This window comes from Nocardia thailandica NBRC 100428 (genome assembly GCF_000308795.1).
GTDB lineage: Bacteria > Actinomycetota > Actinomycetes > Mycobacteriales > Mycobacteriaceae > Nocardia > Nocardia thailandica.
The window spans coordinates 14164-26371 of the sequence record NZ_BAGK01000045.1; the positions used below are offsets into that span (position 1 = coordinate 14164).

Sequence of the window (12208 nt, forward strand, 5' to 3'; positions counted from 1 at the left end):
GTCTACCCAATGACGCCGACCCAGTATTCCACCAGCCTCGACGCGGCGCTGCGGTACGTCGGAGCTCTGCTCACCGCGCCCATCGGCTCGACCGAGTTCCGCGTCGGCCGCGCCCTGGCGCCGCTCACCGACACCGAGCGCGTCCGCTACCTCGCCCGGCTCAAGCAGTCCACCTCGTCGCGGGAGTCCGAGATCGGCCTGGACCTGTGGATGATCCTCGCGGGCACCCAGGAGACCCAGCTGGCCACCCTGACCGGTCAGGCGGTGGCGCTGTGATCGGCATCTTCCGCCCGGGCCGCCGGGCCCGGCACACCGTGGACACCCGGCCGACCGTCGCCGAGATCGAGGAGCGCATCGACGCCGAGTACGCGCACGCCGTCGGGCCGGACGAGTACCCGACCGCCAAGCTGCCGGTCTACACCGCGGCCGTGATCCGCACCCGCGCGCTGGCCGTCGACCCCGAGGACGAGATGCGCTGGACCCCGGCCGACCTCGGCGCGGGCGCGATCGACCCCGACGGCACGCCGGTCCGGCCGCGGCCCCGCCACGAGCTCGACGCCGCGATCGGCGGTGCGCGATGACCTGCAAGCACTGCGGCACCAGGTGCCGACGCCCCGACCCGATCCTGGCTGGCGCGACCCTGGCGACCTGCACCGAGGGGCGCGCCGAGGACCGCCGCCTGCGCGGCTGGGACATCCAGTCCGCACAGGGCGGCCGCGTCCTGCTGGCGGTGCGCAGTGCCTGACTACACCGAGGCCGAACGCGCCGACCACGTCGACGAGATCCACCGGCTACGCGCCGAGCTGGAAATCGCGACCGCCAAGAACTCGCACCTCGCGATGAAGGTGCTCAAGCTGACCGGCTCCCTGCAGACCGCTCACGGCCGCCGCGACGCGGCCGAGCGCGACGCCCGCCGCGCCCGCGCGCGCTGGCACGAGATCGACCGCAAGCTCCAGGCGCTCACCGGCGCCGCTGATCCCGGAGGTGCATCGTGACCCCCCTCTCCATGTTCCTGAACGGCGCCGCCTTCGGTGGGGTGCTCTCGGCCGTCGGCTGTTGGCTGATCGCCCTGGTCAGGTCCGGCCTGCGCGCCAACCCGCCGAGGGAGCGCGCGGCCGAGTGCGACGGCGACGCGGCCGTCAACCTGCAGGAGGCGGTGTGAACGCCGAGGACTGGACGACCGTGGCCTGCCGCAGCAACCCCGAGCTGTGGTTCTCAAAGCAGATCCACGACAAGGCCAGGGCCAAGCGGTACTGCGGGGATTGTCCGCTGCGCCGCGCCTGCGCCGAGGCGATCGTCCCGAAGACGCGGTACGGCATATTCGCCGGTTTCGACCTGGAGTCGCCCGCCGAGCGCCGCGGACTCGACGCCTGGTTGAACGGCGTGGAGCCCGTGATTCCGCCCCCGCCCGCGCTGGCCCACTGCGAAGTGTGCGGGCAGGAGTTCCGCCCGGGCGCGCAGCGCTCGCCGAAGAAGTGCATGCCGTGCAGCTCCGGCTTCGTCGACGCCCGGCCGCTGTGGCCGTTGCTGGACATGCTGATCAACGCCGGGTGGAGCCGCAGCCGCATCGCCCGAGAGGCTGACGTCAGCGCCAACAGCGTGATCGGGCTTTGCAAGAAGGACGATCGGCAGCGCTGGGCGTCGCCGCAGACCTTCGCCGCGATCGAGGCCGTGTTCGAGTCCGCGGTCGAGTCCGCCGTCGCGAAGGCGGTGGCCTGATGCCTGTCGAGGATCTGCGGTCCGGTGCCGTCATTGAGATCGCCGAACTGTCCGAGGAGTTCAAGCAGCGCGCCCGGCTCACCGTGGCCCGCAACGCCACCGGCCCGGCCGACGGGCTGCAGCTGCTGCGGATGCTCGGCCTGGACGAGGTGCCGCGATGAGCCAGACCTTCCGCGACGGCACACAGTCCCTCGTCATCAGCCCCGAGCCCGACGGCCGTGTCGCGGTCGAGGTGTTCGACGGCGAGCTGCCGCTGGCCCGCATGACGTTCAACGCCGCGACCGCCGAGGGCGGGATCGCGTTCGCCATCACCGAGGCAGTGAAGGGATTGCGATGACCGCTGACCTGTTCGACGCCCCGGCCGTCACCATCGAGCGTGACGGCTGGGGTCGGCCGAAGATCATCCCGCCCGGCGGCGGGAAGCCGGTGGCCTACACCCGGTGCACGACGTTCGTCGACGCGCTCGAGGACAAGCACGGGCTGACCCAGTGGAAGATGCGCCAGGTCGCCCTCGGCCTGGCCGACCGGCCGGACCTGCTGCTCGCGGTGTCTGCGCACCGCGACAGCAAGGACGAGCTGAACCGCATCACCGCCGCGGCGATGGACGCGGCCGGCGCAGGGTCGGCGGCCACCACAGGCACCGCGCTGCACACCCTGACCGAGCGTCACGACCTCGGTCAGGAGATCGGGCCGCTGCCCGCGGCGGCGCACGCCGACCTGGCCGCCTATATCCGCACGACCGGCGGCCTGCAGTACGCGGCGATCGAGCAGTTCCGAGTGCTCGATGACCTCAAGGTCGCCGGGACGCTGGACCGGCTGCTGGAGTTCTCCGACCGCTACGTCATCGGCGACATCAAGACCGGCGACATCACCTACGGCATCGGCAAGATCGCCATGCAGCTGTCGGTGTACGCCCGCGCCCAGACCTACGACCCGGCCACCGGGGCGCGCGGCGTCGACGCCAAGCCGATCGACCTGCAGCAGGCGCTGATCATCCACCTGCCCGCGGGCAAGGGCACCTGCTCGTTGCACTGGGTCGACATCGCCGCCGGGTGGGACGCCGTGCAGCTGGCCGCCCAGGTCCGCAAGTGGCGCGGCCGCCGGAACCTGACGAAGGAGTTCGTCCCGGCCACCTCGCCCGAGCTGCTGACCGAGATCTCCGCCGTCGCCGACATCGACACGCTGCGCGCCCTGTGGCTCGACCTGGAATCCCAGGGCCTGGCGACCGACGAGGTGACCGCGGCGTGCAAGGCCCGCGCCCTGGAGCTGGCGGGCATCTGATGCCCGGGCCGCGCAGCAGCACCGCCAAGCCGACCACGTGCCACCGGTGCGGCCGGGCCGTCGTCGAGTTCACCACCGACTACGGCATGGCCTGGCGGATCGAAGCCGCTGCGCTGCCCATCACCACAGACCTCCGTGACCTGCGAGCACGCGGGATCACGGTGTGGGTGTTCAACCCCGACACCGGGTGCTGGACATCGAAGTTCGGGCCCGACCGCGACTGGCGAGACACGCGATCGGAGCACCGTTGCACCCCCTCCGAGTAGACCTCTGCCCGGAACCGCACGAGAGGAAGCGAAAGCACATGAGCGACATGTTCGACAACCCCGGATCGGCCACCGGCCTGGACTTCTCGTCCATCGAGGGTCGGCTGCTGCTGATCAAGCCGCTGGCGCTGGAGACCGGCATCAACACCAGCCTCGGCGAGAAGGACGCCGTCCGCGCCGACATCACCGTGCTCGACGGCCCGGACTCGCCGGAGGAGCACCGCGACATCCTCATCTTCCCGAAGGTCCTGCAGGGCCAGGTGAAGGCGAACATCGGCACCGGCCGGATGAACCTCGGCCGCCTCGGCAAGGGCACGGCCAAGCCCGGCCAGCAGGCGCCGTGGAAGCTCGGCGACCCCACCGACGCCGACAAGGATGCCGCGCGCGCCCACCTGGCCAAGAGCACCCAGCCCCCGTTCTGACCGTCGAGCCTCGCCCATCGGCCGCCGCGCCGGTGGGCGGGGCCCGACCGCCAGACCGCTCGATGAAGGAGACCGCCGTGGACCTGTTCACCACCTGCCTGGCGTGCCGGGAAATCCTCACCGTCACCGACGAGTTCGCTCCCGCGGTGCACGGCCTGTGCGCCGACCGCTACCAGCCGACGATGCTGGAGCAGCTGATCGCCGACTTCGTGGCCGCCGTCGAGGCCGGCCACACCGACGACGCCGACCGCCTGGAAGCCCAGGCGATGGCCATCCACACCGCGCCGCCGCGCCTCGGCGAGGCCGCGCTGGTGTACGCCTCCTGGGGCTGGCCGGTGTTCCCGCTCAAGCCGGGGGACAAGGCGCCGATGACACGGCACGGCTTCAAGGACGCCACCACCGACCCCGCCGTGATCCGCCGCTGGTGGTCCGCCGCGCCCGGCGCCAACATCGGCTTGCCGACCGGGCACGCCTTCGACGTGATCGACGTCGACCCCGCGGGGTGGCCCGCCTGGCGGGAGATGGTGGCCGCCGACGCGCTGCCGCCGGTGCACGGGCTCGTCTGCACCTCCCGCGCCGGGCTGCACGCCTACGTCGAGCCAACCGGCGGCGGCAACCTCGCCGGGGTCCGCCTGGGCATCGACTACCGCGGCCGCGGCGGCTACGTCGTCGCGCCGCCGTCGGTCCGCCCGGGGGTCGGCACCTGGTTCTGGCGATCGAAGCCCTCGCCGGTGCTGACCGCCGCGACTCGGGCGGCCGTCGCGTGACCGACGTCCACCCGTTCGTGCAGCGCCTCGCCGACCGCGGGGTGCTGCAGGTCGAGCCCGCAGCGCCGCGGCCGACGATGGACCTGCCGTGGGCCCCGCCCGGCAGCGACCGCGCCACCACCTACGCCCGCGCGGCGCTGGTGAAGGAGTGCGAGAAGGTCGCCACCGCGACCGAGGGCGGCCGTAACCACACCCTCAACGCCGCGGCCTACAACATCGGCCAGCTGGTCACCGGCGGCTACCTGCCCGAGGCCGAGGCATTCGACGCGCTCGTCGCCGCGGCCCGCACCGCCGGGCTGGAGGAGGGCGAGACCATCAAGACCACCACCTCCGGCATGCGCGCCGGTGGCCAGCACCCGCGCACCGTGCACCTGCGCGCCGTCGGCGAGGACGCACCGGCCGCGTTCACCCTCACCCCCGAGGAACTCGACCACGAGGTCCCGGCCGCGCGCCTGGATGAGGTGCACCGCGGCCAGGCCCGCTTCGCCTACCGCCTCGCCAACAGCTACGGCGGGCGCCTGCTGCACGTCTCGGGCATCGGCTGGCACGCCTGGGACGGCCAGCGCTGGGCCAGCGACGGATCCGGCGCGTCTACCCGCGCAGTGCTCGACATCCTGCGCCGCGCGATGACCGAAGGCGACACCGAGCTGCTCAAGGACGTCCGCAAGTGCGAATCCAGCGCGGGCATCAACGGCACGCTGACGATCGCCGCGGCGCTGGATCCGCTGACGGCCACGGTGACCGACCTCGACGCCGACCCCTACCTGATCAACGTCGCCAACGGCATCCTCGACCTGCGCACGACCGCGCTGCGCGGTCACGACCCGCAGGATCGGCTGACGCGGGTCTGCCGCGCGGCCTACCGCCCGGACGCGCAGGCGCCGCTGTGGACGGCGTTCCTCGAGCGCGTGCTGCCCGACCCCGATGTGCGCGCGTTCGTCCAGCGGCTGGCCGGTGTCGCGCTGCTGGGCCGCGTGGTCGAGCAGATCCTGCCGATCTTCACCGGCACCGGCGCGAACGGCAAGAGCGTGTTCATCGCCGCGCTGGCCTACGCCCTCGGCGACTACGCGTTCACCGCCGAGCCAGACCTGTTCATGGCACGCCAAGGCGCTCACCCCACCGGCGAGATGGACCTGATGGGCCGCCGGTGGGTGAGCGTCAGCGAGTCCGACAAGGGTCGCCGTCTGGCCGAGGCCACGATGAAGCGGCTGACCGGCGGCGACACCATCCGTGCGCGCCGCATGCACCGCGACTTCGTCGAGTTCTCACCGAGCCACACCGCGGTGCTGGTGACCAACCACCTGCCCGAGGTCTCCGGCGACGACGAGGCCGTGTGGCGGCGCCTGCGAGTGGTCCCGTTCGATGTCGTGATCCCCAAGGGCGAGCGCGACCCACACCTGTCGGAGAAGCTGCAGCTGGAGGCCGACGGCATCTTCGCCTGGGCGGTGCAGGGTTACGCCGCGTGGATCGCCCACGGCGGCCTCGGCGAGCCACAGGGCGTGCTGGCGGCCACCGACAGCTACCGATCCAACAGCGATGACCTGAGCCGCTTCCTCGACGAGTGCTGCTTCCTCGACCTCAAGGCCACCGTCGGCCCGAGCGAGCTGCACACCAGGTTCCTGGACTGGGTCCGCGTCGACGGTGACGCCCGCCCTCTGTCGCTGAAAGGGCTCTCGGCCGCCCTGGCCGACCGCGGCTACAACACCGCCAAGTCCAACGGCCGGCGCATCTTCCGCGGCATCGGTCTGCTTGCCGAGGACGGGCTGCTGTGAGGGCCGCGGCGCAGGGACGCAGAGGGGCGCACAGGGACGCATGGGGTCGCGGGCAAGCGCTCCACATCGCCGCGCCCGCAGCCCGTTCCGCTCTCCGGTTGTCCGACAGGGACGCATTTGCGTCCCTGCAGGGACGCATCGTATCCCCTTGCGTCCCTGTGTTTTCTGACCTGTTTCCCCTGGTAGATGAGTTCTTTTATCTGTTACAGGGACGCAAGGGACGGATAACGCACACAAAAAAGTTCCCACGCGAGGGCACCCCCTCCCTCACGTATAGAGAGATTTTTCCACCTTTCTATGCGTCCCTTGCGTCCCTGTTTTCCGATATCCGCAGGTCAATACCGGTTTTCGACAGGGACGCATCGAGCCCGACAGGGACGCAACGATTTCCGCGCCCACCTCGCACCGCTCTGACCTGCACATTCGTCCGTCCCGACAGGGACGCATCGCAGGGACGCATGCGTCCCTGTCCGATCCACTCACTCAAGGAGTCCTGATGACCGACAACCCGCCCACCCCCGCCGAGATCGACGAAGCCCTCGCCACCCTGCGCCGAGTGCCGGGGGTGCGAGACATCGACAGCCTCGGCGTGATCGCGCGCGCCAACAGGCCGATGCATCGATTCGCGGCCGAGCTGCGCGTCTGGCTCGGCGAGGAGCTGCCCGACACGGCAGCCGAGATGGCGTGCGAGCTGATCGAACGGGCCGCTCGTCACGGCCTGCGCATCACCGCCGACCCCGACCCCGACCGCGGCGAGGTGATCAAGCTCGCGCTCGTCCGCCAGGGCCCCGACGACGAGACGTGGCGAATCTGCACCTACCTCCACCCCGGCGAGGAGATCCCGGCGCACCTGATCGCCGACGGCCTGCGCGTCGCCACCATGTATCTGCTGCCCGAAGGCGGTGCGCGATGACCCAGACCCCGCGCCCAACGCCGCCGCCCCCGCCGATCACCGCCGCCGTCTACCTCCCGACCACCGCACCCCTGCCTGCCGACCCGACCCGCGCCGCCCGCCGGTGGTGCGCCGATGTCGCCGAGGCGGAGTCCCTCGGCCACGCCGCGCTGGTGCTGCGCTACGCCCACGCGCTGGCGGCGCTGCGGGCGGTGTGGCGCTCGAGGTCCCGGCGGATCGCCGCGGCCGCGCCGCGAGTGATCACCGACCCGGCCGAACTGGACGCGCTGCCGGAGTTGTCGATCGTGCTCACCGCCAACCAGATCGGCTGGCAGATGACCGACCGCGACTACGACGACAGCGCCATCTGGGAGGCGGGCGCATCTGGAGCAAGCAGCGCGGACCTGCTCGCTCACGGCCCCGTCGCCGCCCTGTACGTCCCCACCGAGGAGTCCCGATGACCGACCCCCGCACCTTCGCCGAATCCCTCGACGCCGCAGCCGCGGCCGACGACACCGGCGCCACCTTCGGCGCCGTCCTCGGCGCGGGTCTGGCCGGCCTGGCCGCCGCGGTGGAGGCCGACGCCGAGGAGGAGGGCTCCGATGCCTGAGATCACCGTCTACGGCAAGCCTGGCTGCCAGGGCTGCCGCCTCACCACCCGCCGCCTCGCCCACCACGGCCTGCCCCACCGCTACGTCGACGTCACCGAAGACGCTGACGCCGCCCGCGAGGTGGCCGCGCTCGGCTACATGAGCCTGCCCGTGGTCACCGTGGGCGACGTCCACTGGTCCGGGTTCCGGCTGAACAAGCTGGACTGGCTGGCCGAGATCCACGCCAGCGCACCGGACCTCGTGGGGCTGGACGCGGCGGCCGTGACCTACCTGACCGAGGAGGAGTGATGACCAGCCAGCTGACAGACGAGCAGGTCCGCTCTGTCGGTCAGGGTGTCTTGTCCCATACGTGGCTGCAACCGATGGCCGCCGAGCTGCTCGCCCTGCGTGCCCGCGTCGCCGAGCTGGAGGCCGCGCAGCAGGCGCCGCTCGGCTACGTGGTGCTCGCCAAGCGGCCGAGCCGATCTCGGCCCGGCGGATTCGAGTACGCCCCGGCCGGATCGGTCTGGCCCGACCTCGATCCCGTCGAGAACCACCAGGGCTGGTGCGCAGACTCCGCGGAGGCCGATCCGGAGCGGTTCGGCGACGTCGAGTACGTCATCGCCGAGCTGCGGGAGCGGGGGGTGGGCGAGTGAGCGCGGAGTTCGCTGTCGGCGACAAGGTCCGGAAGGTGACCGGGGACTACCACTGGTCCGGCGTGGTCTGCGCTGTCTTCGACACCCCGGCGGGGAAGCGGCGCTACGTGGTGGGCCACTCGGTGGATACCGGCTGGGTGCTCCACATCTACGGGCCGGCGAATCTGGCGGCTGAGGCGACCGATGGGGTGACCGAGTGAGCGACACCGACATCGCGAACCAGCTGGCCGTCGCCGGCCATCACCGGCCGACTCTGCGCACCGTCGAGTTGCCGCCGTACCCCGGGGTCCTGTTCGTGCCCGGCGACGCCGCCCCGCAGGGCAGCAAGCGGCACGTCGGCCGCGGTCGCATGGTCGAGTCGTCGAAGGCCGTCGGGCCGTGGCGCGAGCGCGTCGCCCTGGCCGCGCACCAGCACGGCTGGACCCTCGCGCCGGCGGGCGTGCCCGTGGCCGTCGACCTCGTATTCGTCCGGCCTCGGCCGGTCTCGACGCCGAAGTCGCGCACGCCGCCCGCGACGAAGAAGCCCGACGTCGACAAGTTGGCGCGCGCGGTGCTCGACGCGCTGACCGGCATCGCGTGGGTCGACGACTCGCAGGTGATCGAGCTGCGAGCAGGGAAGCGGCTGGCCGAGATCGGCGAGCAGCCGGGCCTATATGTCACTGTCTCCACGGAGGAGCGGCGATGACCCGCCAGCCCTGGTTCGCCAGCTACGAGGCCGCGCCCGGCCGCCCCACCGGCACCCACGTCGGCCAGGGTGGCATGACCCTCATCGACGACCCCGACGACCCCGACGACGCCGACCAGCTCGTCCCCGCCATGCCGAGCCTGCTCGGCTGGATCGTCTCCCTGATCACCGCACGCTGAGGAGGAGCGATGAACTCGAACGTCTGGCCGATCGGCATCTGGGCCGCCGTCACGCTGGCTGGTCTGCTCGGAACCCGCTGGATGCCTGCACCAGCGCGGGAGATCGCCTTGGCGATCATCGGTGCGCAGGCGTGGGCGGCTGTGACGATCTTCGCGGTCGTCGGCCTGATCCTGGTGGTGACCGCGTGACCGACCACCACCTGTTCATCACCGATGACGAGCGCCTCGAGATCATCGACGCCCTGCGCGAGATTCCCGACCTCATCGAGCGGCTGGCGCTGGCGATCGTGCGCGGCGACCGCCACGGGCTCACCGACGCCACCACCCGCCGCGCACCCCAGTCCACCCCGCCGATCGACTACGCCGCCCAGGCGCTGGCCGAGGAGGTCCACAACGAGCTCACCGGCTGGGTGCGGGTGGTGTGCGAAGAGCGCGCGCTGCGCACCCCGCCGCTGTACTCGATCATCGAGGCCGCGCGCTGGCTCGACCTCAACGCCACCGCGCTGGCGATGTCGGAGGCCGCCCCGGAGGCGCACCGGACGATCTGCGCGGTCGTGCGGCGGCTGCAGCAGCGGCTGCGGCGCGACGACGGCGGGCTGACCGAGGCCGACATCGCTGCGGCCGACCGGCAGATCCTGACCTCGTACCAGATCGACAAGGTGGTGCCGCTGCTCGGCCCGCTCGGCGAGGGGCTCAACCGCCGGCGGGTCGAGCTGCTGAGCAAGGCGGGGGTGCTGCGGCCGGCCTCGGTGGACCGGGACACCGGCACGCGGTTCTTCCGGCTCGGCGCGATCCTCAAGGCGCATGCGATGCACCCGCGGCGGCGAGGCACCGTGGCCTGACCCCCTCCTCGCGCGCGTAGGCCCCCTCTTCCCAGTACCGTCAACCCCTCAACTCCGCAGGTCAACCGGGTTGAGGGGCTCAACCTCACAACCGCCGGGTCAACCCCGGCTCCGCCCCCGAAACAAGGCGGCCCCGCCACCCCGGCCAGGGGGTGACAGGGCCTATCCACGACCTTCAGGAGAGACCCGTGGACCGCAAGAGCATATCCAGCGCACCCCGCCGTGTCGCCGACGCGCTCACACCCCGCTGCGCACCCATCGCCGCGCTGTGGGACGCCGAGTCCCAGCGCCGCCGCGACCTGCGCTCCCCCGAGCACCTCGCCGCGCTGATCGCGGCACAGGGCGCTCACCGCGCCGCGCGGGCGACAGCGACCCGCGCGCGCCGCGAACGCAAGTTGGCCAAGGCGTCGACGCGGTGGCCGCTGGCGTCCTCGCGCCGCGCCGCCCGCACCTCGCACCGCGCCGCCCGCCGGCACCTCCGCGTCACCCGCGCCGCGCTGCGCACCGCCCACCGCCACTACCCGCCGACGCTGTGGGCGGTCACCGGCCGCGTGCACGCCGTGCACACCGGCGCCACCGCGCTGGCCGCGTGGTGGTGGGCATGGTGGCCGCTCGCCATCTCGGCGGTCGTCCTGGCCGGCCACCTCGCCGTGCTGTGGCTCGGCCACCGCAGCCCCGGCCCCCTCGACCTGCCCGACGGCCTCACCGCCGAGGAGCGCCGCCTCGCTGGCCGACTCGACCCCCGCTGGTGGACGGCCGCGGCCGAGGAGCGCGGGCTGGCGGGCACCCTGCCCGTACCGGCCGAGCTCACGGCGGCCGGGCTGGTCTCGCACGTGCGCCTGGACGGCCGATGGACCCCCGCCGCGCTGCGTGCTCGCACAGCCGAGATTCGGGCGCTGCTCGGCGCCCGCACGGATCTGCGCATCGAGGTCTCCGACGGCAGCCACGGCGACCGCGCCACGATCACGCTGCGCACCCGCTCGGCCGCCGACGGCATCGACCTCACCGGCTGGGAGCCCGGCGCACCGTGGGGCGTCGACACGGTCACCGGCTCGCCGGTGCACCTCCTGCTCGGCGTGCGCCTCCTGGTCGCCGGGGTGAGCGGCGCAGGGAAGTCCTGGTCGCTGCGGCCGCTCATGGCCGAGGCGTCCGAGCGCCCTGACCACCGGCTCGTGCTCATCGACCTCAAGCGCGTCGAAGCCCGCTGCTGGCAGCACCGCGCCCGCACGGCCGTCACAGTGGACGAGATCGCCGCCGTTGTGGACGAGTTGGTCGTTGAGATGGACGACCGTCTGGCCGTGATCCCGGCCGGCGAGGACGTGATCGAGATCAACACTGACCGGCCGCGCATCACCGTGGTGGTAGACGAGGGCTCCGAGCTGCTCGCGGTCGCCCGCGGCGAGTACGCGCGGATCATGGACGGCCTTCGCTCCATCTCCCGCATCGGCCGCGCCGTCGAAGTCATCGTCGTGTGGACCACCCAGAAGCCGACCATGTCCGGCCCGACGCCCGGTCTGGATCCGCAGATCAGCGGCCAGATCACCACCCGCGTCGCCCTCGCATTGTCCACGGCCGGGGAGTGCCGGGTGGTGATGGGGGAGGACGCCACAGAGCTCGGCTGGCACGCCCACCAGCTGCCGAGGCCGGGGCATGCGCTGATCCGGTCGGGGCCGGAGTCGCAGCCACACCCGGTGCGCGTGCGGGCGATCTCTCCGCGCGAGGTGATCGCCCTGCCCGCCCGGCCGATCTGGCAGGGCCGCGCGCCCCTGTTCGCGGTGCCCACTGTCGAAGCGGCGCAGGTGGACAGGCCGGCCTCGAACCAGGATCGCGTGCTCGATGCCGTGCGCGAGGGACACACCACGGTGGCCGCGGTGGCTGCCGCGACCGGGCTAAACAAGGGCACAGTGTCCGCGCAGATCAAGCGCCTGGTCGGGGCGGGTGATCTGGTGCGCAGTGGGACGGGGATCGTGGCCATTGAGATGGACCCACCGGACCGGTTGGACACGGTCCGCACCGCCCATGCGGCGAGCTGACCACCTAGCGGGGCAGGTGCTGAAGTACCGGTTGGTATTCAGCACCATCCCGGCTGGTCGCGATCAGATTGTGGTCACATCCTCATGCTGGATCATGCAAAGGC

General features: G+C 72.2%; 23 protein-coding genes. All 23 read left to right on the forward strand.

Annotated features, from left to right (window positions below; translation table 11 throughout):
• The first annotated feature begins 9 nt into the window (after positions 1-9).
• The 23 genes from ON36_RS04735 (at position 10) to ON36_RS04830 (ending at position 12104) form a co-directional block, all read left to right on the forward strand.
• On the forward strand, positions 10-276 hold the full coding sequence (locus ON36_RS04735; protein WP_043648005.1) for a hypothetical protein: 267 nt from the start codon (positions 10-12) through the stop codon (positions 274-276).
• Positions 273-581 carry a hypothetical protein gene (locus tag ON36_RS04740; protein ID WP_043648007.1) on the forward strand — a complete coding sequence of 103 codons (309 nt, stop codon included), beginning with the start codon at positions 273-275 and terminating at the stop codon, positions 579-581. Before ON36_RS04735 ends, ON36_RS04740 begins: the two co-directional genes overlap by 4 nt.
• Entirely contained in the window at positions 578-745 is a 168-nt protein-coding gene (locus ON36_RS34485) for a hypothetical protein (RefSeq protein ID WP_157224775.1), read from the forward strand. Before ON36_RS04740 ends, ON36_RS34485 begins: the two co-directional genes overlap by 4 nt.
• Positions 738-995, forward strand: coding sequence for a hypothetical protein (locus ON36_RS04745; protein WP_043648009.1), 258 nt, complete (start codon positions 738-740; stop codon positions 993-995). The genes ON36_RS34485 and ON36_RS04745 overlap by 8 nt, the downstream gene beginning before the upstream one ends.
• Positions 992-1162, forward strand: a complete 171-nt coding sequence (locus tag ON36_RS34490; RefSeq protein WP_157224776.1) for a hypothetical protein — start codon at positions 992-994, stop codon at positions 1160-1162. Before ON36_RS04745 ends, ON36_RS34490 begins: the two co-directional genes overlap by 4 nt.
• Positions 1159-1719, forward strand: a complete 561-nt coding sequence (locus ON36_RS04750; RefSeq protein WP_043648011.1) for a WhiB family transcriptional regulator — start codon at positions 1159-1161, stop codon at positions 1717-1719. Before ON36_RS34490 ends, ON36_RS04750 begins: the two co-directional genes overlap by 4 nt.
• Positions 1719-1880: a hypothetical protein gene (locus ON36_RS34495; protein ID WP_157224777.1), complete on the forward strand. Its 162-nt coding sequence runs from the start codon at positions 1719-1721 to the stop codon at positions 1878-1880. The genes ON36_RS04750 and ON36_RS34495 overlap by 1 nt, the downstream gene beginning before the upstream one ends.
• Positions 1877-2056, forward strand: a complete 180-nt coding sequence (locus ON36_RS04755; RefSeq protein WP_043648013.1) for a hypothetical protein — start codon at positions 1877-1879, stop codon at positions 2054-2056. The genes ON36_RS34495 and ON36_RS04755 overlap by 4 nt, the downstream gene beginning before the upstream one ends.
• Positions 2053-3000 carry a hypothetical protein gene (locus ON36_RS04760; protein ID WP_043648015.1) on the forward strand — a complete coding sequence of 316 codons (948 nt, stop codon included), beginning with the start codon at positions 2053-2055 and terminating at the stop codon, positions 2998-3000. Before ON36_RS04755 ends, ON36_RS04760 begins: the two co-directional genes overlap by 4 nt.
• 304 nt (positions 3001-3304) lie before the next feature.
• A complete protein-coding gene (locus ON36_RS04770; protein ID WP_052313654.1) occupies positions 3305-3688 on the forward strand; it encodes a hypothetical protein in 384 nt (127 codons plus the stop codon).
• Between the two features lie 77 nt (positions 3689-3765).
• Positions 3766-4455 carry a bifunctional DNA primase/polymerase gene (locus tag ON36_RS04775; protein ID WP_245557905.1) on the forward strand — a complete coding sequence of 230 codons (690 nt, stop codon included), beginning with the start codon at positions 3766-3768 and terminating at the stop codon, positions 4453-4455.
• Positions 4452-6227, forward strand: coding sequence for a DNA primase family protein (locus tag ON36_RS04780; protein ID WP_245557907.1), 1776 nt, complete (start codon positions 4452-4454; stop codon positions 6225-6227). The genes ON36_RS04775 and ON36_RS04780 overlap by 4 nt, the downstream gene beginning before the upstream one ends.
• Positions 6228-6723: 496 nt before the next feature.
• A complete protein-coding gene (locus ON36_RS04785) occupies positions 6724-7140 on the forward strand; it encodes a hypothetical protein (RefSeq protein ID WP_043648020.1) in 417 nt (138 codons plus the stop codon).
• Complete coding sequence (locus ON36_RS04790; RefSeq protein ID WP_043648023.1) at positions 7137-7580, forward strand: hypothetical protein; 444 nt, start codon at positions 7137-7139, stop codon at positions 7578-7580. Before ON36_RS04785 ends, ON36_RS04790 begins: the two co-directional genes overlap by 4 nt.
• Positions 7577-7729, forward strand: a complete 153-nt coding sequence (locus tag ON36_RS34500; protein ID WP_157224778.1) for a hypothetical protein — start codon at positions 7577-7579, stop codon at positions 7727-7729. Before ON36_RS04790 ends, ON36_RS34500 begins: the two co-directional genes overlap by 4 nt.
• Positions 7722-8018, forward strand: a complete 297-nt coding sequence (locus ON36_RS04795; RefSeq protein WP_052313656.1) for a glutaredoxin family protein — start codon at positions 7722-7724, stop codon at positions 8016-8018. The genes ON36_RS34500 and ON36_RS04795 overlap by 8 nt, the downstream gene beginning before the upstream one ends.
• Positions 8018-8365 carry a hypothetical protein gene (locus tag ON36_RS04800; protein ID WP_157224779.1) on the forward strand — a complete coding sequence of 116 codons (348 nt, stop codon included), beginning with the start codon at positions 8018-8020 and terminating at the stop codon, positions 8363-8365. Before ON36_RS04795 ends, ON36_RS04800 begins: the two co-directional genes overlap by 1 nt.
• Positions 8362-8565 (forward strand): hypothetical protein, encoded by a 204-nt coding sequence (locus tag ON36_RS04805; RefSeq protein ID WP_043648028.1) that lies wholly within the window; start codon positions 8362-8364, stop codon positions 8563-8565. Before ON36_RS04800 ends, ON36_RS04805 begins: the two co-directional genes overlap by 4 nt.
• The gene (locus ON36_RS04810; protein WP_245557909.1) at positions 8562-9050 is read left to right on the forward strand and encodes a RusA family crossover junction endodeoxyribonuclease; all 489 of its coding nucleotides are present in this window, start codon (positions 8562-8564) and stop codon (positions 9048-9050) included. Before ON36_RS04805 ends, ON36_RS04810 begins: the two co-directional genes overlap by 4 nt.
• On the forward strand, positions 9047-9229 hold the full coding sequence (locus tag ON36_RS04815) for a hypothetical protein (RefSeq protein ID WP_043648031.1): 183 nt from the start codon (positions 9047-9049) through the stop codon (positions 9227-9229). Before ON36_RS04810 ends, ON36_RS04815 begins: the two co-directional genes overlap by 4 nt.
• Positions 9230-9238: 9 nt before the next feature.
• Positions 9239-9418 (forward strand): hypothetical protein, encoded by a 180-nt coding sequence (locus ON36_RS04820; protein WP_043648034.1) that lies wholly within the window; start codon positions 9239-9241, stop codon positions 9416-9418.
• Positions 9415-10071: a hypothetical protein gene (locus tag ON36_RS04825; protein ID WP_043648037.1), complete on the forward strand. Its 657-nt coding sequence runs from the start codon at positions 9415-9417 to the stop codon at positions 10069-10071. The genes ON36_RS04820 and ON36_RS04825 overlap by 4 nt, the downstream gene beginning before the upstream one ends.
• Before the next feature lie 188 nt (positions 10072-10259).
• Positions 10260-12104, forward strand: coding sequence for an FtsK/SpoIIIE domain-containing protein (locus ON36_RS04830; protein WP_052313657.1), 1845 nt, complete (start codon positions 10260-10262; stop codon positions 12102-12104).
• The last annotated feature ends 104 nt before the right edge of the window (positions 12105-12208 follow it).